Genomic DNA, 20,300 nt, shown 5'->3' on the forward strand with positions numbered 1-20,300 from the left:
CCGCGCCGTCCGATGCGCGGTCGCATGCCCACCATCGCCGAGCGTTATTGTGCCCGCCATCGCATCGCCGCTGATCGCTTCGCGCGCCGCGCGCTGCGGCGCGCGCTGCCGCTGCAGGGCCAGCTGCTCTATCCGCTGCTGCGCATGATCCCGGGCTTCTTCGACCCGGATCTCGAATTCATCCGCGACATCGGACGCGCGCGCACACTCCGGCATTTCGCCGTCGATGCCGCCGATTTCAAAATCCACCCCGACAACGCCCGCTTCTCGCGCCGCTGGCTGAAGCTCCGCGTCTCCTCGCGCAAACTGCGCCGCCACCTCGCCGCCGCACTCGCCGACGGCGATGTCGCCCCCGCGCCAGCCCGCGCCTGACGCGCCGTCCGCGACCGCCGCGTTTGTCACCTATTGGGTGGCAAACACCGCGTCGCGCTCCGCCCGGGTGAGTTCGCGCCAAGCACCGGGCTTCAGCGCGAGCGACGCCAGCGTCAGCGCCCCGATGCTCGCGCGCACCAGCCGCAAGGTCGGGTGCCCCACCGCCGCCGTCATGCGGCGCACCTGCCGGTTTTTCCCTTCGCCCAACTCCAGCGCCAGCCAGCAATCCGGCACGCTCTGCCGCACACGGATCGGCGGCTCGCGCGGCGGCAGCTCCGGCGCCGGCTCCAACCGCCGCACGGCGCACGGCTGCGTGCGGTAATCGCCGATCGTCACGCCGCGCGCGAGCTGCGCCAGCGCCGCATCGTTTGGAATGCGCTCCACCTGCACCCAATACTCGCGCCGATGCCCGCGCTCCGGATCGAGCAGCCGGGAATTCAGCCCCGCCTCGTCGCTCAGCAGCAGCAATCCCTCGCTGTCCGCATCGAGCCGCCCGAGCGCGTAGACGTTCTTCGGCAAACCGAACTCCGCCAGCGTCCGCCACCGCGAGCCGGGCTCGGGCGTGAACTGCGACAGGACGCCGTAGGGTTTGTGCAAAGCGAGGAGCATGGTGCGTCGCGCGCCGCGATTGAGCGCCGCCCAATACCCCGGGGCAAGCCTCCACGAACCCGCCTTGGTCTTGCTGTGGGAGCGAGCTGGCTCGCGACGCTCCAATTCCCGCACCAGCCGCAAGCCTACCTTCCACATCCAGGCTCACCCCAAAATCTCATCCGTGTTCCGACGCGAAAAATTCACCCGGCGCTTCGTCATTTGTGTTCATTCGTGTCCATTCGTGGTTCAACTGATTGTCTCTCCCGTGGCCACACCAGCGACACCGCCGACCGTCCCGCAGATCTTTCTCGCCGCGCTGCGCCTCGGCTGCACGTCGTTCGGCGGTCCGGTCGCGCACCTCGCCCATTTTCGCCGCGACTACGTCGAGCGCCGCCGCTGGATCGACGAGGCGCACTACGCCGACCTCGTCGCGCTCTGCCAATTCCTCCCCGGCCCCGCGAGCAGCCAGACCGGCTTCGGCCTCGGCTACCTCTGGCGCGGCTGGCCCGGCGGACTCGCCGCGTGGTTCGGCTTCACGCTGCCGAGCGCCGCGTTGATGACCGCCTTCGCGCTCAGCGCCGGAAAACTCAGCGCGTTCCTCGGCACCGGCTGGCTCCACGGCCTCAAGCTCGCCGCCGTCGCTGTCGTCGCGCACGCCGTGCTCGCGATGTGGCGCGCTCTCGCGCCCGACGCCGCGCGCGCCGTGCTCGTCCTCGTCAGCGCCGCCGCACTGCTCGCATTGCCGTTCGCGTGGCTGCAACTCGCCGTCATCGCCACCGGTGCGCTCGCCGGACTCGCCCTGCTCTCGCGCCCGTCCGAAGCTGCGGCCCCGCCAGCACCTCCCGCCGCTTCCTCCGGTTACTCCGCCACCGCCAGCTCGCTCCGCACGTCCGCCACGGTCCTCGTCGCCTTCCTCGCCCTGCTCCTCGCGCTCCCGGCAATTTGCCGTAATACGGCAAATTGGCCCGCCGCTCTCGCCGATCAATGCTACCGCTCCGGCGCACTCGTCTTCGGTGGCGGGCACGTGGTGCTGCCGCTGCTGCAAAAGGAATTCGTCGCGCCGGGCGGCGTCAGCGCCGAGCAGTTCCTCGCCGGCTACGGTGCGGCACAGGCGATGCCGGGTCCGCTGTTCACCTTCGCCGCCTTCCTCGGCACGACGACGCATGGTGTCGCCGGCGGAGCGTGGGCCACGCTCTGGATTTTTCTGCCCGGCTTGCTGCTCGTCGCCGCCGTGCTGCCGTTCTGGCAAACGCTCCGCGTCCAGCCACGCGCGCGCGCGGCACTCCGCGGCGCCAACGCCGCGGTCGTCGGCCTGCTGCTCGCCGCGCTCATCCATCCCATCGGCGCCGTCGCATTCACCGACCTCCGCAGCGCCGCGCTCACCGCCGCCGCGTTCGGCGCGTTGTTCGTGCCACGGGTCCCGGTGTGGGCCGTGGTGCTGGCCTGCGCGCTCGCAGGCGGGCTTATCGACGTCGTGTAAGACCTGATTTCTCCGCGCGCCGCCGGCGAAACAGCTTGCGCACCGCGCGGGGCCTTCGCATTGCTGCGTCCCCGATGCGCCGCCAACTTTCCACGATCGCGCTGCTCGTCGCCTGGCTTTGTGCCAACGGCGCGGTGTGGAATGTCGTGCAAGTTGTCGCGTGGGCGAAGATGTTTCACGACTACTCGGCCGTCATGCCCGCGCACGAAGCGCTGCGCGTGACCTTCGTCGACGGCGAAGCGTGCAATCTCTGCCACATCGCCCAATCCGCCCAGGACACCGCGCGCGACCAGTCGCCGCGCGACGACGCCCTCGGTGGCAGCGACCGCGTCGTCCTCGCTTTTCACGCCACGCCTCCGGTCGTGGTGATCGCTCCTGAATTTTCCTGGCCGGGCCTCGCGAACGAGGCCGGCCTCACGCGCACCGATGCGGTGCCCGTGCCGCCCCCGCGCGTCTAACGCGCCACTGAGCCCTCCCTCCACGCTCTCCTCGACGCGCGCCTCGTAGCGCCGCGTCCGTTGCGTTTGGCCGCGCCGGCCCGTCCGCGCGCGCCTGCTCCCGCCTCAATGCGCGTTCTGCGCGCCCGTTTGTCATGCACTCGTTTTCCCGTTTCGCTCTTTCCCTCTCTCTCACCGCTCTGGTCGCCACCGCGTCCGAGCCCGCCATTCCACCCGCCCGCGAGCCTGCCGTCGAACTCGACCCGTTGGTCGTCACCGGCGCCAAGGCCGCGCAGCCGCTCGTCGTCACCACCGACCCGAAGGCTCCCGCGCAACCGATGCCTGCGCACGACGGTGCCGACGCGCTGCGCGCCGTGCCGGGCTTCGCCGTGATCCGCAAGGGCGGCACCGACGGCGATCCCGTGCTCCGTGGCATGGCCGGCTCGCGCCTCGGCGTGCAACTCGACGGCCAGTGCATCTTCGGCGGCTGCGGCAACCGCATGGACCCGCCCACCGCCTACGTTTTCCCCGCCGCCTACGACCGCATCACCGTCGTGAAGGGCCCGCAATCCGTCCTCTACGGTCCGGGCAACAGCGCCGGCGTCGTGCTCTTCGAGCGCACCTACCGCCGCCTCGCCGAGCGCGAATCCTCGCTCTTCGGCTCCGTCACTGCGGGCAGCTTCGGGCGCTTCGACGCCGTGGCCGACGCGCGCACCGGCGCGCCTGACTGGCAAATCCGCGCCACCGGCACCACCACGCGCGCCGACGACTACGCCGATGGAGCCGGCCGCGACGTGCACAGCGCTTACCGTCGCTGGAGCGCCAACGCCACCGCCGCGTGGACGCCCAACGCGCTCACGTTCGTCGAGCTCTCCGGTGCCGTGAGCGACGGCGAGGCCGCCTACGCCGACCGCGCGATGGACGGCGTGAAATTCGCCCGCGACAACTACGCACTCCGTCTCCGCCGCGAGCAACTCACCCCGCTCATCGCTGCGGTCGAGTTGCGCGGTTTCCACAACTACGTCGACCACGTGATGGACAACTACTCGCTGCGGGCCTTCGCCGCGTCGATGATGATGCCCAACCCATCCGTCTCCAACCCCGACCGCGAGACCACCGGCGCCACCGCGCAACTCGAACTCACGCCGGGCGAGTCCACGCACCTCACGCTCGGCGCCGACACGCAGACCAACGTCCACACGCTGCGCTCGACGACGAACGAGACGGCGTCGCCCTACGAAGCCAAGGCCCGCGTCCGCGACGCCCGCTTCGAGCAACGTGGCCTCTTCGGCGAGGCCGCCGTCACGCTCGCGCCCGGCTCCCGCGCCTACGTCGGCGCGCGCCTCGATCAATGGAAGGCCACCGACAACCGCGCCGTCGTCGCGCTCTCGATGATGAGCACCGCGCCGAACCCCTCCGCCGGCCGCACGCGCACGAGCGACCTCGCCAGCGGCTTCGTCCGCTACGAACGCGATCTCGGCGCGCCCGGCCGCAGCACCGCGACGCTCTTCGCCGGACTCGGCCGCACGCAGCGCTACCCCGATTACTGGGAAGCGATCAAGAACGAGTCCACCGGCAGCGTGACCGCGTTCAGCACGCGTCCCGAAACCACCACGCAGCTCGATGTCGGCGCCCTCGGCAAAATCGGCGCGCTCGAATGGAATGCCTCCCTCTTCGCCGCGCGCATCGACGATTTCATCCTCGTCCAGAGCGGCTTCACCAAACCGTCCGGCATGATGGGCACGCGCAGCGCCGTCGTGACGCGCAACATCGACGCCACCACGCGCGGCGGCGAGGCCGGCCTCGCGTGGCGCTTCGCCACCGACTGGAAACTCGACGCGTCGCTCGCCTACGTGCGCGGCACGAACGACACCGACGCGCGCCCGCTCGCGCAGCTGCCGCCGCTCGAGTCGCGCCTCGCCCTCGCCTACACGCGCCCGACGTGGTCCGCCGGCGCGCTCCTCCGCGCCGTCGCACGCCAGAACCGCGTCGCGATCGGCCAGGGCAACATCGTCGGTCAGGACCTCGGCGAGACCGCCGGCTTCGGCACGCTTTCGCTCAACGCCAGCTGGAAACCCACCGCGCGCGCCCGCCTCTCCGCCGGCGTCGACAACGTTTTCGACCGCACCTACGCGGAGCACCTCAGCAAATCCGGCGCGATGGTTCCCGGCTTCGTCCAGACCGCGCGCGTCAACGAGCCCGGCCGCACGCTCTGGCTCAAACTCGACGTCACCCTCTGACGTTCACCGCACCACTTGGGGCCGCTCCGGCGGAAAAACCGTCACTTGTCCTGTCGGGTTTTTCATAAGAGCGCCGGGGCGGCCCTCCCTTTTCGCCACACCATGAAATCATTCCGCTCCACCCGCGTCGCCGCGCTCACCGCCGGCCTCGCCCTCCTCACGCTCGCCGGCTGTTCAAAGTCGGGCTCAGAAACCGCTACGCCCACCGCGGCCGCCGAATCGCCCGAGGACGCGCTCGCGCGCCAGCTCCTGGCCGGCAAAGCCGTCTTCGAGAAAGTCTGCGCCGTCTGCCATCAGGCCAACGGCCAGGGCGTGCCCGCCGTGTTCCCGCCGCTCGCCGGATCGCCGCTCATCACCGAAGCCGATCCCGGCAAGATCATCCGCGCTACGATGCACGGCCTCCAAGGCCCGATCACCGTCAACGGCCACGAATTCAACAGCGTCATGCCGCCGCAAGGCCCCGTGCTCAACGACGCCGACCTCGCCGCCGCCATCACCTACGCGCGCAATTCCTGGGGCAACAAGGCCTCCGCCGTCACCGCCGAACAGGTCTCCGTCGTCCGCCTCACCGTGAAGCGCGACAAGTTCTGGACCTGGGAAGAACTCAACGCGCGCTGAACGCCGCCCGCATTCCATCAAGCCACCTTTCATCTCCGTCATGAAGCCATCCACGCTCCTCACTCTCACGTTCCTCGCGCTGCTCGCCACGACCGGCGCGCGCGCCCAAACCGCGCCCGCCACTTCGGCGAGCGACGCCAAACCCGACGTCGTCAAACTCGACGAGTTCGAAGTCACCGCGGAAAAGCAAAAAGACTTCTCGCTCCCACTCGACTCCGCGCCGGCCACCGGCTCGCGCCTCGGCCTCGCCAACCGCGACCTGCCCGCGTCCGTTTCCATCGTTTCGCAGGAAATGATGCAACTGCGCGGCCTCCGCACTGCCGTCGAAGCGGTCGAGGCCGCCGTCGGCATGACCGGCGGCACGCAATTCGGCTCGATCCCCACCTACTCCACGCGCGGCTTCGGCTCGAACAGCGTCACGATCATGCGCGACGGCATCCGCCAGAACACCGCGTCGCAATCCTCGCGCACCGTCGACTCGTTCCTCCTCGACCGCGTCGAAATCCTCAAGGGTCCCGCCTCGCTCATGTTCGGCGAAGGCGCCATCGGCGGCGCCGTGAACTACCTCTCGAAACCGCCCGCCACCCGCGCCGGCGGCGAAGCCTTCGCCTCCGTCGGCGCGTGGGACAGCTACCGCTACGGCCTCGGCTGGGGCGGCCCGCTCCCGCTCGGCAAAAAAGGCAGCGTCACCTCGCGCCTCGACTACTCGCACAACGAGACCGCCGGCTACGTCGACCGCAACGCCCAGCGCTATGACGGCCTCGCCGCCGCACTCGGCTGGCAAGTCAGCGATACACTCAAACTCACCTTCAATACCACCGGCCTGAAAGACTGGAACGAGTCCTACTACGGCAACCCAGTGGTCTACGACGGCGTCATCAACACCACCGTGCCCAACTCGCCCGTCGAAATCCGCACCTTCAACAGCGCCACCGACCGCCTGGTGAATCCCCGCGTCGAGCCCGCCGCGCGCCGCACCAACTACAACATCCTCGATAACTACGCGAAGACCGAGAACACCTTCTCGCGCCTCCGCGCCGAGCTGCGCCTCACGCCCGACTGGGAACTCCGCAACGAAGCCTACCTCGCCACCCAGCTCCTCAAGTGGCGCAACCTCGAGTCCAACACCTGGAATCCCGTCACCAAACTCGTCACGCGCTCCTCGTTCCTCCACATCTACCGCGACGATCTGCTCACCGGCGACCGCCTCGACGCCATCTACAAGGGCACGCTCGCCGGCCGGCCGAACCGCGTGATCGTCGGCGGCTTCTTCGAGCGCAACAACCTCACCCGCGGCGGCACGCCCACCGGCTACGCCACCACCGCCCCAGCCGTCACGCTGCTCGATCCCGCGCAAACCTACGGCCCCGGCGACCCGAACCGCTTTCTGAAAACCTCCCACATCACGATCGACACGCTCGCGTTCTACGCCGAGGACGCCCTCGACCTCACGCCCACGCTCAAGCTCGTCGCCGGCCTCCGTCACGACGCGATCGACCTCCAGCGCGACACGCTCGCGACGCCCACGACGACGTTCGCCACCTACACGAAAAGCTACGCCCCGTGGACCGGCCGCGGCGGCCTCGTCTGGTCCGTCACGAAGGACGTGAACCTCTACGCCAGCTACTCCCGCGCCGCCGAGCCCACGACACAACTCGTGTCGTTCACCGCGAGCTCGAACGACTTCTCCCTCCAGACCGGCCGCCAGTTCGAGATCGGTGCCAAAGGTTCCCTGACCAAACAGCTCGACGCCACGCTCGCGCTCTTCGACATCGAGAAGAACAACCTCCTCGCCTCCACGCTCGACCCCGTCACCGGCGTGCGCATCTCGCAACAGATCGGCGCACAAAAATCCCGCGGCGTCGAAGCCGCGCTCGCATGGTCGCCCGCGCCCGGCTGGCGCCTCGAAGGCAACGCCGCGTGGACCGACGCCTGGTATGGCTCCTTCGCCGAAAATCTCGGCACCGGCGTCATCGACCGCACCGGCAACACGCCGTCGAACATCCCGAAGTGGGTCCTCGGCTTCTTCGCCACGAAGCGCTTCGCGAACGGCTTCGCGCTCAACGCCGCCGTCCGCCACGTCAGCGATCGCTTCGCCAACAACAACAACTCCGTCGTCGCCGCCGGCTATACCACGGTCGACGCCGGCGTGAGTTACACCTGGCGCCGCTTCGTCTTCAACCTGCGCGGCCGCAACCTCACCGACGCCGAATACGAACCCGTTGCCGGCACCACGATGCGCCGCCTCGCCGACCCGATCAGCGCCGAATTCTCGACCCGCGTGACCTTCTAGCCCATTGCAGGACAGGAGGGACGACGTGTGCCGTCCTCGCGTCCGCCTCGTCCCTCCGCCGTCCGTCCTTCGCCTTCCATGATCACGACCGCCCTCCGCTCCCTCCCCGTCCTGACGCTCCTCGCGGCTCCGCTCTCCGCCCACGAATTCTGGCTGCGCCCCGCGACGCACTTTGCCGCGCCGGACGACACCGTCGAATTCGCCTTGCGCGTCGGCATGGATTTCCAAGGCGAACCACGCCCCTTCACCTGCGAGCTCGTCACCGCATTCAACCACTTCACCGCCTCGGGCCGCAGCGACGAATACTCGCGCGTGCCCGCCACCGCCGTCGAGCCGAGCACACTGTCCCTTCCCCTTGCCGGCTCCGGCACGCACCTGCTCGCCGTCGATACCATCGCCAAGTCCATCACGCTCGAAGCGGAAAAGTTCAACGACTACCTGCGCGAAGACGGTCTCGATCGCGTCCTCCGCCTCCGCGCCGAGCGCGGCCAGGAAAAATCCCCCGGCCGCGAACTCTACCGCCGCTGCGTCAAAACTCTCGTGCGCGTCGGCGAGTCGTCCGACACCACTTATGCCACCCGCACCGGCCAGCGCCTCGAAATCGTCCCGCGCGCCGATCCGTTCGCCACGCGCCCGGGCGGCTCGCTCGGCTTCACCGTGTTCTTCGACGACCAGCCGCTCGCCGGCGCCCTCGTCCGCGCGTGGCATCGCCAAGGTGACAAACTCACCGAGCTTCCCGCCCGCACCGCCGCCGACGGCACAGTCGCGTTCACGCTCCCATTCGCCGGCGACTGGATGATCAGCGTCGTGCACATGGTCCCACTCGCCGACGCCCCGGGATACGACTGGCAAAGTTACTGGGGCAATCTCACCTTCGCCATTCCCACGCCATGAAACGGAACCTCCACGCCGCCCTGCTCAGCCTCAGCCTCGCGCTCTGCGCGCACACCGCCGCCGCCGTGCGCGAATTTCCCTCGCCCGCGCCCGCCGACACCCAGGAGTCCTCGCTCTACACCGGCACCGACGGCACGACCTACCTCACCTACGCCGGCCCCGGCACCGCCGCCGGCGAGCGCGCCTTGTGGCTCGCGACGCTCGCGCCCGGCGCCGCGACATGGAGCGCCCCGCGCCCGATCGTCAGCACGAAGCTGCTCATGGAAAACTGGGCCGACTTCGCCTCTCTCACCGTCGGCACCGACGGCCAGCTCTGGGCCCAGTGGTTTCAAAAACCCGCGGACGAAGACGCCCACGGTTACGATGGCTGGTGTGCCCGCTCCACCGACGGCGGCGCCACCTGGACCAAGCCCGCCGCACTCGGACACGAATTCGTCAGCCTCGCCCCGCTCAGCGAAGGCCGCGTCATGGCCGTCTGGCTCGAAAGCGCCCGCGTCCGCGATCCAAACGCACCGCGGGTGAAACGCGATCCGAACGCTGCTCGCCCCGCCAAGGACCCCAACGCGCCTTACGCCCCCGCGATGCGCCTCAAAGCCCGCCTGCTCGCGCCCGACGGCTCGACGCTGCAGGATTGGGTCGTCGATCCCGACACCTGCACCTGCTGCCAGACCTCGCTCGCCCACCTCGGCGGCGACCGCCTCATCCTCGCCTATCGCGGGCACACGCCCGACGAGATCCGCGACAACCAAATCGTCTTCTTCAACCAAAACATCTGGGGCCCGCCGCGCCCGCTCCATACCGACGGCTGGAAAATCCCCGCCTGCCCCGTCAACGGCCCCGCCGCCGACGCGCGCGGCGAGTCGCTCGCCATCGCGTGGTTCACTGCCGCCGACGGCGTCGCCCGCGTGCAAGCCAAGGTCTCCTGCGACGGCGGCGTCACCTTCGGCCCCGCGCTCGCGATTGATCTCGGCCGCCCCATCGGCCGCATCGACCTCGTGAAACTCGCCGACAACTCCTCGCTCGTCTCGTGGCTCGAAGCCGCGTCGAAGGGCAACGACGCCGGCCTCTACGTCCGCCGCATTTTCCCCGACGGCTCGCTCTCCGCCCCGCAACTCGTCGCCGCGACGTCCTCGGTCCGCGCCAGCGGTTTCGCCCGCCTCGCCGCGCGCCGCGACGGCGACGGCCTCACCGCTGTCATCAGCTGGACCGACGCCGTGCCGAAGGACGCCGCGAATCCGAAATCCCCCGCCGCCACGCAAGTCCACACCGCGCTGATCGACGCCGCCGCGCTGAAGCCCGCTCCCGCCGCAACCACGAGCGCCGCCCGCCCGCGCGCCATCGTGCGCGGCGACGAACTCGCGCTCCTTGAGCTTTGCGAACCCACCGCGCCCACTCATTCTTCCCTCAACGATTCACCATGAAACTCCGCTCGCTCCTGCTCGCCCTCTTCTCATTCCTGCCCGCCGCGCTCTTCGCCGCCGATTCAGCGAAGAACTGCGGCTGCGCTTGCTGCAAAGGCAAGGAAGTCTGCTGCTGCCACGCCGACGAAGAAAAGTCCGCCCCCGTCGCCGACGCAGCGCCGGCCCCGCAGCTGCATCCGCTCAAGGGCCTCGTCGTCGAAGTCCTCGCCGACAAGTCCGCGCTCGTCGTGAAACACGAGGAAGTCCCCGGCGTGATGCACGCGATGACGATGATGTTCCGCGTCGAAGCCGAGACACTCGCCCGCGTGAAAAAGGGCGACGCCATCACCGCGCAGATGGGCCGCGATGCAGAGAAAAAGTGGATCCTGCGCGACGTGAAGGTCGTCGCGCCCTGAGGCGTCCGCCTCTCCCTTCACGCGTTCCCTGAAGGGCCGGACTCGCAGGCAAGTTTCCGCGCGCCGCACAGGCTCGGACGCACGTCGATCTCCGCCACCTATCGTCCCCGCCGCACGGCGGCGCCTTTTTTCGCGGCCCCGCACCTGTCCTTATTCCCGCCCGGGTCTTCGCGTGTCGCTCGATCGCGACCCGCGGCCGACGCAGCAGCGAAACCGCGAAGGACGCGAACCCGGCATCGCCGGCGCGCGAAGCGGCTATCCCTATCGGCGGCACGGTGCCACTCGGCCCGGCGAACAACGAGCGCGCGCAAGCACGCTGCCTAAAGCGGAGCCCGGTTCCGAGGCGCGAAACACCGCCTCGTCCATCGCACGACCATCCGCCTACGCCGCAACCCAACCGCAGCTCGGCGCTAGTTCCGCCCCTTTGTCTCAGGTCCATTGACCGCACCAACCCCGGCACAAAATCTCACCCTTCGTCATGTCCCAAGATCCCGCCCCCGCCGGCCGACCGTCCGTTTTCCTGAGCTACGCCTCCGAGGATCGGCCCGCCATTCGCAAGCTACGCGATGCGTTGAACGAGGCCGGAATCGACGCGTGGTATGACGAGAACGAGCTCACCGGCGGCGACGCGTGGGACGCGAAAATCCGCCGCCAAATCCGCGAGTGCACCTACTTCATGCCCGTGATCTCGACCCGGGCGAGCGCGCGGCTCGAAGGCTATTTCCGGCGCGAGTGGCGTTTCGCGCTCGAGCGCATGCTCGATATGGCCGACGACATCGTTTTCCTCCTGCCCGTCACGATCGACGAATCGACGGAGACGACTGCACGCGTCCCCGAGAAATTCGTGACGGTGCAGTGGCTGCGCGTGCCCGAGGGCGACGCCACTCCCGCGTTCCGCGAGCTCGCACGGCGGCTCGCCGCAGGCGGACCGCACCGCTTGCACCACGCGCCGACGGTCGCGCCGCGACCGGACAATCTCGCCCGCGCCCCGCAATATCTCCCGCCGCTGTCTTCCCCCGCGCCTGTCGGCCGGTGGAAAAAAACCTGGCGCGCCTGGCTCCGGCTGCCGCTCTGGGTCCGCGTCATCGGCTGGATCGTTTTCATCATTGTCGCGTTGAACGCGTGCACGCACTGCTCCTTCAGCGTGGGCAGCGCACCGCCGCCGGTCCCCGGCCGCCCGGACGAGATCGCCGCGAAGGTCAACGACTCGCTGCGCCGCCTGGAGTCCAACTCCCCGATCACGAAACGCCCGGCCGACCTTATCATCGTCACCCACTCGGCGGCGGCCAACGGCACCGGCATCACCGGCGAACTGTTCGGCAAGCTGGTCGTCCTGAGCGGCGTCCGGACAAGCCTGAGCACCATGCCGCTGAAGGACGGCGAGACACCCGCCGCCCGCGGCGCCACGCTCGGCGCGCGCCTCGTGCTGTCCTGCGCGCCCGACACGGTCGACGCAAAGCTGGTCACTCGGGTGAAAATCGAGCGCACGGCCGACGGCAGCACGGTGTGGTCGGCCGATTTTCCTGCGACCGAGAACGCCGGTGTCATCGCCCGCGAGACCTACCCGCAGATCGCGGCGTTGCTGCTCAAGAAGGACTGACGCCGCGCAAAAGCGGTTGGCGCGATCCGACCGGCGAACCGGGAGAGATCATGGCCGGCTCCCGTCGCTTGGTCTGCCGAAGAAGCGTTCCCCGCGCTCTTCTCGACCACCCAGGTCCGCCCGTTCTCGAGCCGGAAAACCGCGCCCAGCCCCCACGCCCGGAATGTGTCGACGAGCTTGGAGGAATCGTGCCGGTCGCCGGCGCACGCTTCGCCTCCAAACCGACGCGCGCCTTTCTCTGGCACTCGATCTCAGGCTTCGCCTCCGCGATCGCCTTCGCGCGCGACCGCGATGACGTGACCCGGTTCGCTCGTCGCCAATTCGGCCGCAAGCAAATCGAACGCGGCGCGTTGCTCGGGCGAGAGGTTTTCCAAGCCGGCCTTCGCCCGCTGCTCCGGCGGCAGACGTGCCCAGAAGCCCTCGCTCGCACTCACGCTCAGGGCCAGAACGCAGAACCGCAGGACGGCTTTCTTCACGGCGCGAAAGCAAGCAACGGGGAACAGCGGACTCCGCCTCTTTTCACACCGCACTTTGCACTGGCGACAGCGGCGCGCACGGCTTCGCTCGAACGCATGAGCCCGCAGCGCCTCTTCGTCGCCCTCACGCCGCCCGCGATCGTGCGCCGCGAACTCGCGGCGCTGGCGGATGATTTCCTCACCGACACGCGCTGGGTGCCGGCAGACAATCTGCATCTCACGCTGCGCTTCATCGGGGACACGACGCCGGAAAAACAAGAGCAACTCGAAGCTGCGCTCGCGCGCGTGCGTGTGGAGCCGTTCGTCCTGCCGGTCGGCGACCTCGGCGTGTTTCCTCCGCGCGGCCCGGCCAAGGTGCTCTGGGCCGGCGTGGGCAGCGGACACACGCGGCTGTTCCAGCTGCGCAAGCAGGTCGACGAGGCGTTGCTCGCGGTGGACATGACGATCGATGTGCGGACGTTCGCGCCGCACTTCACGGTCGCGCGACTCGGTGAGCACACCGACGCGAAGCGCCTCGCCAAGTTCCTGCATCGCCACCGTGCATTCGAGGCGCCGCCTTTCCGCGTGGCGTCGTTCGAGCTCTACGCGAGCGAGCTGCGCGCCGGCTCGCCACCCGCGTATCGCGTGGTGCGGAGCTTCGCGCTCGGCGCGTGACCCGCCCCTTCCCGAGGCCAGAGCGGAAAACAAAAAGCGGAGCCTCGCGGCTCCGCCTTGAAATTTCCGCCTGCGCGTCAGGCGCGCTTATTTCCAATTCAGGATGAGCGCGGAGAAGTAGGTCGTGTCCAGCTTCGGGGCGTTGCCGGCGGGCTGGCTCTGGTAGTCGTTGTTCACACCCATGCGGAGCTTCCAGAAGTCGGCACCCTTGATCGGGAGGTCGAAAGTCGTCTCGTGGAGGATGCGGTAGTTGGCGAAATCCTTGAACGCGGGCGTGTAGGTGAGCGTGTTGTTCATCGTCGTCCAGCCGAAGCTCTGCTTGTTGAGCAGCGCGATATCGAGACCGGCCGAGGCGAAGTCCGGCGTCGTGCCGGTGTAGGTTTCATAGAGGTAGCCGAGACCGAGGCGGACTTCCGTGTCGCGCGTGTCGGAGTGGGCGAGCTTGCGGCCGATACCGAAGGCGGAGTTGGAGCGGAGGGTGATGTTCTTGATCTTGTCCTTCGAGAGCTCGGTGCGGGCATACCACACGTTGGCGCCGGTGAAGAACGACGAGTAGTCGACGCCGGCCTTCCAGTCGTCGGCAGTCTTGTTGCCGTTCTCCTGGGCGCGGTTGATGGCGGCGTTGAACATCAGCTTGTCCTCGCTGCTCTCGAGCGTGGCTTTGAAGCCGACGGCGCCGGCGAACTTCTCCGAGCCGCCGGTGCGGCCATTGATCGCGGCGGAGGCCTCGTAGGCCCAACGACGCTTGAGCTTCTCGGCGGCGGCCTTGGCCTCGCGGATGGCGGGGCTGTCCTCGCCCGGGCGCCAGACGGCGACGACGTTGGCGGCGCTGGCGGACATCTGCCCGTCCGCGGCGGTGACGGCGATGCCGCCGCCGGTGGAGGCGACGGTGCCGAGGACCTGCGTGCCGGCCTTGAGGCCGACGTTCACGGCCTCGTCGGTCGCGAAGGTCTTGATCTGGTCCTGCGCGATGGTGATCACGCCGGCGAACTTCGTCTCGACCTTGAACTGGCCGTTGTCGGCGGCGAGGAGTTTGCCGTTCACGACCGAGCCGTCGGTCAGCTCGATGCGGTCGGCCCGAGCGGCGCTGGCGAAGGCGAGCACCACCAAGGAGCTCGCGAGGATGCGGTGAAGTGTGTGTTTCATAAATCCAAGCTGGCCTGTGAAACAGGGGGAAACCCCTAGCTCAATCTCAAAACTCGCACCGCGCGACTTTCAGGGATTTTTCGTCCCTTGCGAGCAGCGGGACCGGCGGCTCACAGTCCTGACATGCCGACGCGCGCTTGGTTTCCCACCTACCTTTACCACGAACCGCTGCTCCGGAGCGGCCTCGCGCGCTTCAACGCCGAGCTCGCCGACGAGTGCCGCCGCATCCGCGACTACGACGAAGCCGGCCGCAAGTGGTCGGAGAAAAATTACCCCGGCGGCTACACCTCCTACGCCTCGATCAACCGCCTGCATGAATTCTCGTCCACGTTCGGCGCCCTCGAGCGGAAGATCACCGCGCACGTGAGGAAATTCGCCCGCGAGCTCGACATGGATCTGCGCGGCCGCGAGATCGCGATGAGCGATTTTTGGGTGAACATCATGCCCGAGCACGCCGCACACAGCCTGCACCTGCACCCGAACAGCTTCATCAGCGGCACCTATTACGTCGTCACGCCGCGCGGTTGTCCCGGCCTGAAGTTCGAGGACCCGCGCCTGAGCAAGTTCATGGCCGCGCCACCGAAGATCGCCGACGCGCGCCGCGAAAATCAGTCGCACATCACCTACCCCGCGAAGGCCGGCTGGCTGCTGCTCTTCGAGAGCTGGCTGCGCCACGAAGTCGCCGCCAACCGCGTGGCCGAGGAGCGGATCAGCGTCAGTTTCAACTACCACTGGAGCTGACGGCGCACCTTTATCCCGCGCCTCCCGCGTCCCGTCCCAAACCGTCCAGTCGCGCGAAACCTCCGCGCGGCCCACGCGTCTCAAGCCGGATGCGCTCCCGCCCCCGCTTCTGGCCATCGTTGATGGCCGCCCTGCTCGCCAGCCTGCTCGCCTCGTGCGCGTCCGACGACCGCCCGCATCGCGGCACTCCGCCGAAGCCACCCACACCGGTCGCAGGCGAAGGAACGTTTTTCGGCGGACAACTGGTCGCCTCGATCCGCGTCGGGATGGAATTCCAACGCCCCGAAGGCGGCGGTGAGAGCGGCGCGCGCGGCGGTCGCGAAGGCGGCGGTCGCCGGGGCGGCGGAGGCGGCGGCATGAATTTCGGTGGCGGTGCCGGGCCGATGCAATTCGGCGGCGGTGGCGGTGGTCGCGGCGGCCCACGCGGCGGTGGTGGACCGGGTGGTTCGGGCGGCGACGAACCGCGCGGAGATTTCAGCGCTGGCGGCCCGCGCATCGCGCCGGCCGGCGGCCTGCCGCTCATGATTCACCTGCGCCTGCACAACACCGGCAGCACGCCGCTCGAAGTCGCGGCGCCGGATTTCGATTCGCCGCTCGGCAATTTCGTCGTGCTCCCGGCGACGCTCACCGTGCCGCCCGGCGAGACGGCCGAGTTCGCACCGATGACATCGTTCGTGCGCGGCGATCTGCCCGACGAACTCCCCGTGACACTCGCGCTGAAGGTCGCCGGCAAATCCGAAAAGCAGATCGTGACCCTGCGCCCGGTCCCGAAAAGCACCGCGCCGTCTAGCGCCGACCGAGATCCTGAATCTCGTCCGATTCAAAAATAAGCGTTCCGCGCGGCCCGCTTCCGAGCGCCGCGCGCACCATCGCCCGCGCGACCACTTCAGCGTGGATCGCGCGGAACTTGCGCCAGCCTCCGACGAGAAACGGCTCAGAAATCGCCAGCCCCATCGCGCTCAGCCGCTCGCCCAGCCGATATTCCGTCCGCGGCCCGAGCAACAAGCTCGGGCGAAAGAGGCCGAGCGTCTCGAAGTTCATCACTTCCAACGCGTGCTCCGTTTCGCCCTTCACGCGCGTGTAGAAAAAACGCGACGCCGCATCAGCGCCCATCGACGAGACGTGGAAAAATCGTTTCGCGCCACCCTGTTGCGCCGCCCACGCGAACGCCAGCACCGCCCCCTGATCGACGGCGCGGAACGCCTCGCGTGAACCTGCCTTCTTGATCGTCGTCCCGAGACAACAGAACGCATCGTCCCCGCGCAGCGGCGTGGCGAGTTGCCGCAGCGCCGCGAAGTCCGTGGTGACCTGCGTGAGCTTCGGATGATCCACCCCGAGCGGGCGGCGCGCGACCGCCACCACGCGGTCGTATTCCGCCGCGGCAAGCAGTTCCTGCAGGAGATAGCCGCCGACGAGCCCCGACCCGCCGGCAATGAGCGCTGTGGCCATGCCGCGAAGCTGCCTCCGCGCGGCCCCGATGCAACCGCGCACTGGCGCAGCCTCGCGTCGTCATCGACGCCCCTCCGTCGCGGCGTCGGCGTCGCTCCCGCGCGAGCCGCATTCGTTATCCATTAAGAACTTTGCGCCCGGCACATGGCTGCCGCGTTTCACCGCTGCTACTGCCAAGGCCACACACCCCAGCGTGAGACGCAATGTTACTCATCAAGAACTTCAGAGGCACGCGGCGCAGCGGCGCACACGATTTACCCTGTTGCACGCGCGCGCTGACTGCGTAGCTGTGCCCCATGCTCGTCATCCGACGCATGGACGATGGGAAGCGCTCCTACACGGCGATGTTTTTGCCGGGCGAGGAACCGCGCGTGTTCCCGACGAGCGACCAGGAGCACGCGCGCATCCTGCAAATCTACAAACAGGACAAGGCCTACGAAGGCGTGTGGAACGATTTCACCGAGTTCCAGATCGGCCGCGATTCTCCAGTGAGCCCGCGCCCTGCGCTTAGGCCGAGAAAACGCTGAAGCCCCCACGCGAGCCACCACCCAATCGAATATAAACATGGAGGGCGCGGCTACTGCCGCGCCGTTGAGGCGCGAGGTATTGCGAACATTCGCGGCGCGGCAGTAGCCGCGCCCTCCCACGCATCCGTCCTCTTTCCAATCGTCCGGCTACCGCTTCGCTGCGTGCGCCTCGCACGCGCGCAGGACGCGCAGCGTGTTTTGGCCCCACAATTTCGCCAGCGCTTCCTCGCTCCAGCCGCGCGCGCGCAGGGCGCGGGTGAGGTTCGGATAGTCGCTGACTTGGTCAAGTTGCTCGACTCCGCCGCCGCCGTCGAAGTCGCACCCGACGCCGACGTGGTCGATGCCGGCGACCGCGACCGCGTGTTCCACGTGCGCGATGTAGTCGTCGAGATGGCACTTCGGCGCGGGATGTTCGCGATCGATCCGCGCCCACTCGCCGGCGAATTGCGCACGGATTTCGGGAGTGAGCACGAGGTCCTTCAATTGGAGCAGGAGCTTCGCGCCTTCCTCGGTCTGGCGGTTGCCCGGGGAATTTTTCACGGCGATCGGCAGCGCGTTGATCTGGATGACGCCGCCCTTGGCCGCGAGCGCGCGAAGGAGTTCGTCGCCGATGTTGCGCGGGTGGTCGCACACCGCGCGGCAGCCGCTGTGCGTGAGCAATGGCGGCGTGGCGGAGAGTTCGATCAGATCCCACAGCGCATCGTCGCTCGCGTGCGAGGCGTCGAGCGCGATGCCGAGACGGTTGCACTCGGCCATCACTTCCTTGCCGAACGGACTCAGCCCGCCCCACTCCGGCGGGCGCGGATCGGTGGACGAGTCCGCGACATCGTTGTGCACCATGTGATTCAGGCCGAGCATCCGCACGCCGCGCGCGTGGAATTTCGCCACATTGCCCGCATCGAGTCCGAGCGAGTAGCTGTTTTCGATCGCGAGGTAGAGCGCGCGCCGGCCCTCGGCCTTGAGCCGCGGGCCGTCGTCGGCGCAGAGCGCGATGCCGCAGCGGTCCGCCTGCTGCGCGACGACGGCGTGGATGCGATCGAAGACCTGCATCGCTTTCTCGTGCGCCAGCGCGAAGCCCGCCGGCGTGCGCGCCGCTTGCGTGAGGAACACCGCGAAGCCGAGCGCATCGATGCCGCCGTCGGCCATGCGCGGCAGGTCGCATTGCGTGCGGTCGCCCGCGCGCTCGTGTCGCACGCCGAAATCCCAGCCCTCGCGCATCAGCGAAGCCGTGGGCGTGTCGATATGCGTGTCGAAAGTGAAGAAACCATCGTGCGGGCCGGACGCGGACATTGGGGCAAGTTGCGCGCGCACCGCGGCGGGCGCAAGCCGCCACGCGATTGGTCCTTTCGACACAAGCCCATCTGCGGAGTTGCGCTGCGCGGGAGCGTGACTTCTCTGATGGACTTTCCCATGTCTGACTCCCCCATCGAAAACGTCGTCATCGTCGGCACCGGGTGCGCCGGCCTCACCGCGGCCATCTACACCGGTCGCGCCAATCTGCAGCCGCTCGTCATCGAGGGCTCGTTGCCGGGCGGCCAGCTCACGACGACGTCCGAGGTGGAGAATTTCCCCGGCTTTCCCGAGGGCGTCGACGGCTTCATGCTGATGCAGAACCTGCGCAAGCAGGCGGAAAAATTCGGCACGCGTTACGAGAGCGGCACTGTCGTGGGCCTCGATACCTCGAGCTGGCCGCACACGCTCAAGCTCGCCGATCGCGAGATCAAGGCCAAGGTCGTCATCGTCGCCACCGGCGCCTCGCCGCGCATGACCGGCATCCCGGGCGAGAAGGAACTCTACGGCGGCAAGGGCGTGACGACTTGCGCGACGTGTGACGGCGCTTTCTACCGCAACATGGACGTCGCCGTCGTCGGCGGCGGCGACAGCGCGGCGGAAGAAGCGTTGTTCCTCACGCGTTTCGCCAAGAAAGTTTATCTCGTCCACCGCCGCGACACGCTGCGCGCCTCGAAGATCATGGCCGATCGCGCGACGTCGCACCCGAAGATCGAGTGCGTGTGGGACAGCGTGCCGGTCGCCGTCGAAGGCGTCGCCGAGGGCGCCGTCTCCGGCCTGAAGATCATGAACGTGAAGACTAACGCCGAGAGCGTCCTCCCGGTGAAAGGCGTCTTCGTCGCCATCGGCCACGTGCCGAACACCGAGCCGTTCAAGGGCGCGGTGGACACCGACGAGCAAGGCTACTTCGTGCCCGTCACCGGTTCGCAAGTGCGCACCAAGACTCCGGGCGTCTACGTCGCGGGCGATTGCGCCGACCATGTTTTCCGCCAAGCGATCACCGCCGCCGGCATGGGCTGCCAGGCCGCCATCGAAGCCGAACGCTGGCTCGCCGAACACGGTGGCTAAACACCGCTACGCGCGCCTCTGGGCGCAGCTCGGCATTCCGGCCGACTACCCGCGCACGCGCGGGCTGCCGTTGCAGCGCGAAGCGACGCAACTCGTGCTCTCCGCCCGGGCGCACGACGACGGGAAGGCGATCCGCCTGACGCCGCGCGCCGACGCCGCGTGGCGTCGCATGCGTGATGCCGCCGCGGCGAACGGACTGACGCTGCTGCCACTCTCGGGCTTCCGTAGTGTCGCGCGGCAGACGAAAATCATCCGCGGCCACCTCGCGAAAGGCCGGCCGCTGGCGGACATCCTCCGCTACGTCGCCGCACCGGGCTGCAGCGAGCACCACACCGGCCGCGCACTCGACATCGGCTCACCGGACGAGAGCGAACATTTCGCGGAGGCGTTCGATCGCACGAAGGAGTTCCGCTGGTTGAAGAAAAACGCGGCGCGCTTCGGCTTCACGCTCTCCTATCCGAAAAACAATCCGCACCAGATCGGCTACGAGCCTTGGCACTGGTGCTGGCGGACGCCGTGACGCAGTCCGCGCGCGACCGTGTAACCTAATAGGTTACATTTTCAGAGAGCGACGTCGGCGCAATTGTAACCTATTAGGTTACAATTGT

21 protein-coding genes are annotated in these 20,300 nt (G+C 68.4%); 16 read left to right on the top strand and 5 right to left on the bottom strand.

What is annotated here, in order from left to right; translation table 11 throughout:
* Positions 1–24 precede the first annotated feature (24 nt).
* Positions 25–372: a hypothetical protein gene (locus KF715_07900; GenBank protein MBX3736595.1), complete on the top strand. Its 348-nt coding sequence runs from the start codon at positions 25–27 to the stop codon at positions 370–372.
* A gap of 30 nt (positions 373–402) precedes the next feature.
* On the opposite strand, the gene KF715_07905 is transcribed toward KF715_07900, so the two are convergent.
* Positions 403–981, bottom strand: coding sequence for a pseudouridine synthase (locus KF715_07905; GenBank protein MBX3736596.1), 579 nt, complete (start codon positions 979–981; stop codon positions 403–405).
* Here KF715_07905 and chrA point away from each other — a divergent pair.
* The 9 genes from chrA to KF715_07950 all read left to right on the top strand — a co-directional run bounded on the left by chrA (position 980) and on the right by KF715_07950 (position 12,341).
* Positions 980–2,443 (top strand): chromate efflux transporter, encoded by a 1,464-nt coding sequence (gene chrA, locus KF715_07910; GenBank protein ID MBX3736597.1) that lies wholly within the window; start codon positions 980–982, stop codon positions 2,441–2,443. The genes KF715_07905 and chrA overlap by 2 nt on opposite strands.
* Before the next feature lie 74 nt (positions 2,444–2,517).
* Positions 2,518–2,901, top strand: a complete 384-nt coding sequence (locus KF715_07915; GenBank protein MBX3736598.1) for a hypothetical protein — start codon at positions 2,518–2,520, stop codon at positions 2,899–2,901.
* A gap of 134 nt (positions 2,902–3,035) precedes the next feature.
* Positions 3,036–5,120, top strand: a complete 2,085-nt coding sequence (locus KF715_07920) for a TonB-dependent copper receptor (protein MBX3736599.1) — start codon at positions 3,036–3,038, stop codon at positions 5,118–5,120.
* Between the two features lie 102 nt (positions 5,121–5,222).
* Positions 5,223–5,738: a cytochrome c gene (locus KF715_07925; GenBank protein ID MBX3736600.1), complete on the top strand. Its 516-nt coding sequence runs from the start codon at positions 5,223–5,225 to the stop codon at positions 5,736–5,738.
* 40 nt (positions 5,739–5,778) lie between these two features.
* Positions 5,779–8,031 (top strand): TonB-dependent receptor, encoded by a 2,253-nt coding sequence (locus KF715_07930; protein MBX3736601.1) that lies wholly within the window; start codon positions 5,779–5,781, stop codon positions 8,029–8,031.
* A 78-nt stretch (positions 8,032–8,109) separates the two neighbouring features.
* A complete protein-coding gene (locus KF715_07935; protein ID MBX3736602.1) occupies positions 8,110–8,925 on the top strand; it encodes a DUF4198 domain-containing protein in 816 nt (271 codons plus the stop codon).
* Positions 8,922–10,346, top strand: a complete 1,425-nt coding sequence (locus tag KF715_07940; protein ID MBX3736603.1) for an exo-alpha-sialidase — start codon at positions 8,922–8,924, stop codon at positions 10,344–10,346. Before KF715_07935 ends, KF715_07940 begins: the two co-directional genes overlap by 4 nt.
* Positions 10,343–10,741, top strand: coding sequence for a copper-binding protein (locus tag KF715_07945; protein MBX3736604.1), 399 nt, complete (start codon positions 10,343–10,345; stop codon positions 10,739–10,741). Before KF715_07940 ends, KF715_07945 begins: the two co-directional genes overlap by 4 nt.
* 478 nt (positions 10,742–11,219) lie before the next feature.
* Positions 11,220–12,341 carry a toll/interleukin-1 receptor domain-containing protein gene (locus KF715_07950; protein ID MBX3736605.1) on the top strand — a complete coding sequence of 374 codons (1,122 nt, stop codon included), beginning with the start codon at positions 11,220–11,222 and terminating at the stop codon, positions 12,339–12,341.
* 251 nt (positions 12,342–12,592) lie between these two features.
* On the opposite strand, the gene KF715_07955 is transcribed toward KF715_07950, so the two are convergent.
* Complete coding sequence (locus KF715_07955) at positions 12,593–12,817, bottom strand: hypothetical protein (protein ID MBX3736606.1); 225 nt, start codon at positions 12,815–12,817, stop codon at positions 12,593–12,595.
* Between the two features lie 96 nt (positions 12,818–12,913).
* Here KF715_07955 and thpR point away from each other — a divergent pair, with 96 nt between their 5' ends.
* Positions 12,914–13,471, top strand: a complete 558-nt coding sequence (thpR, locus tag KF715_07960) for an RNA 2',3'-cyclic phosphodiesterase (protein MBX3736607.1) — start codon at positions 12,914–12,916, stop codon at positions 13,469–13,471.
* 87 nt (positions 13,472–13,558) lie between these two features.
* Here thpR and KF715_07965 read toward each other — a convergent pair whose 3' ends face one another.
* Positions 13,559–14,617 (bottom strand): DUF481 domain-containing protein, encoded by a 1,059-nt coding sequence (locus KF715_07965; GenBank protein ID MBX3736608.1) that lies wholly within the window; start codon positions 14,615–14,617, stop codon positions 13,559–13,561.
* 123 nt (positions 14,618–14,740) lie between these two features.
* Between KF715_07965 and KF715_07970 the strand changes: the two genes are divergently transcribed.
* Together KF715_07970 and KF715_07975 are read left to right on the top strand one after the other, a co-directional pair.
* Positions 14,741–15,358, top strand: a complete 618-nt coding sequence (locus tag KF715_07970) for a hypothetical protein (GenBank protein ID MBX3736609.1) — start codon at positions 14,741–14,743, stop codon at positions 15,356–15,358.
* 89 nt (positions 15,359–15,447) lie between these two features.
* Positions 15,448–16,188 carry a hypothetical protein gene (locus tag KF715_07975; GenBank protein ID MBX3736610.1) on the top strand — a complete coding sequence of 247 codons (741 nt, stop codon included), beginning with the start codon at positions 15,448–15,450 and terminating at the stop codon, positions 16,186–16,188.
* On the opposite strand, the gene KF715_07980 is transcribed toward KF715_07975, so the two are convergent.
* Positions 16,145–16,807, bottom strand: coding sequence for an oxidoreductase (locus KF715_07980; GenBank protein MBX3736611.1), 663 nt, complete (start codon positions 16,805–16,807; stop codon positions 16,145–16,147). The two genes, KF715_07975 and KF715_07980, sit on opposite strands and share 44 nt — an antisense overlap.
* Before the next feature lie 296 nt (positions 16,808–17,103).
* Between KF715_07980 and KF715_07985 the strand changes: the two genes are divergently transcribed.
* Positions 17,104–17,334, top strand: a complete 231-nt coding sequence (locus KF715_07985; GenBank protein MBX3736612.1) for a hypothetical protein — start codon at positions 17,104–17,106, stop codon at positions 17,332–17,334.
* A gap of 147 nt (positions 17,335–17,481) precedes the next feature.
* Here the strand turns inward: KF715_07985 and KF715_07990 are convergent, their stop codons facing one another.
* On the bottom strand, positions 17,482–18,624 hold the full coding sequence (locus KF715_07990; GenBank protein ID MBX3736613.1) for a dipeptidase: 1,143 nt from the start codon (positions 18,622–18,624) through the stop codon (positions 17,482–17,484).
* Between the two features lie 120 nt (positions 18,625–18,744).
* Here KF715_07990 and trxB point away from each other — a divergent pair, with 120 nt between their 5' ends.
* The gene (gene trxB, locus KF715_07995) at positions 18,745–19,692 is read left to right on the top strand and encodes a thioredoxin-disulfide reductase (protein ID MBX3736614.1); all 948 of its coding nucleotides are present in this window, start codon (positions 18,745–18,747) and stop codon (positions 19,690–19,692) included.
* Positions 19,685–20,212 (top strand): D-alanyl-D-alanine carboxypeptidase family protein, encoded by a 528-nt coding sequence (locus tag KF715_08000; GenBank protein ID MBX3736615.1) that lies wholly within the window; start codon positions 19,685–19,687, stop codon positions 20,210–20,212. Before trxB ends, KF715_08000 begins: the two co-directional genes overlap by 8 nt.
* The last annotated feature ends 88 nt before the right edge of the window (positions 20,213–20,300 follow it).

It is taken from the genome of Candidatus Didemnitutus sp., assembly GCA_019634575.1.
GTDB lineage: Bacteria > Verrucomicrobiota > Verrucomicrobiia > Opitutales > Opitutaceae > Didemnitutus.

Bases quoted from the DNA above. Each gene is read 5' to 3' on its own strand.
- KF715_07900 (MBX3736595.1), top strand. From the start codon at position 25: ATGCCCACCATCGCCGAGCGTTATTGTGCCCGCCATCGCATCGCCGCT.
- chrA (MBX3736597.1), top strand. From the start codon at position 980: ATGGTGCGTCGCGCGCCGCGATTGAGCGCCGCCCAATACCCCGGGGCA.
- KF715_07905 (MBX3736596.1), bottom strand. From the start codon at position 981: ATGCTCCTCGCTTTGCACAAACCCTACGGCGTCCTGTCGCAGTTCACG.
- KF715_07915 (MBX3736598.1), top strand. From the start codon at position 2,518: ATGCGCCGCCAACTTTCCACGATCGCGCTGCTCGTCGCCTGGCTTTGT.
- KF715_07920 (MBX3736599.1), top strand. From the start codon at position 3,036: ATGCACTCGTTTTCCCGTTTCGCTCTTTCCCTCTCTCTCACCGCTCTG.
- KF715_07925 (MBX3736600.1), top strand. From the start codon at position 5,223: ATGAAATCATTCCGCTCCACCCGCGTCGCCGCGCTCACCGCCGGCCTC.
- KF715_07930 (MBX3736601.1), top strand. From the start codon at position 5,779: ATGAAGCCATCCACGCTCCTCACTCTCACGTTCCTCGCGCTGCTCGCC.
- KF715_07935 (MBX3736602.1), top strand. From the start codon at position 8,110: ATGATCACGACCGCCCTCCGCTCCCTCCCCGTCCTGACGCTCCTCGCG.
- KF715_07940 (MBX3736603.1), top strand. From the start codon at position 8,922: ATGAAACGGAACCTCCACGCCGCCCTGCTCAGCCTCAGCCTCGCGCTC.
- KF715_07945 (MBX3736604.1), top strand. From the start codon at position 10,343: ATGAAACTCCGCTCGCTCCTGCTCGCCCTCTTCTCATTCCTGCCCGCC.
- KF715_07950 (MBX3736605.1), top strand. From the start codon at position 11,220: ATGTCCCAAGATCCCGCCCCCGCCGGCCGACCGTCCGTTTTCCTGAGC.
- thpR (MBX3736607.1), top strand. From the start codon at position 12,914: ATGAGCCCGCAGCGCCTCTTCGTCGCCCTCACGCCGCCCGCGATCGTG.
- KF715_07965 (MBX3736608.1), bottom strand. From the start codon at position 14,617: ATGAAACACACACTTCACCGCATCCTCGCGAGCTCCTTGGTGGTGCTC.
- KF715_07970 (MBX3736609.1), top strand. From the start codon at position 14,741: ATGCCGACGCGCGCTTGGTTTCCCACCTACCTTTACCACGAACCGCTG.
- KF715_07975 (MBX3736610.1), top strand. From the start codon at position 15,448: ATGCGCTCCCGCCCCCGCTTCTGGCCATCGTTGATGGCCGCCCTGCTC.
- KF715_07980 (MBX3736611.1), bottom strand. From the start codon at position 16,807: ATGGCCACAGCGCTCATTGCCGGCGGGTCGGGGCTCGTCGGCGGCTAT.
- KF715_07985 (MBX3736612.1), top strand. From the start codon at position 17,104: ATGCTCGTCATCCGACGCATGGACGATGGGAAGCGCTCCTACACGGCG.
- KF715_07990 (MBX3736613.1), bottom strand. From the start codon at position 18,624: ATGTCCGCGTCCGGCCCGCACGATGGTTTCTTCACTTTCGACACGCAT.
- trxB (MBX3736614.1), top strand. From the start codon at position 18,745: ATGTCTGACTCCCCCATCGAAAACGTCGTCATCGTCGGCACCGGGTGC.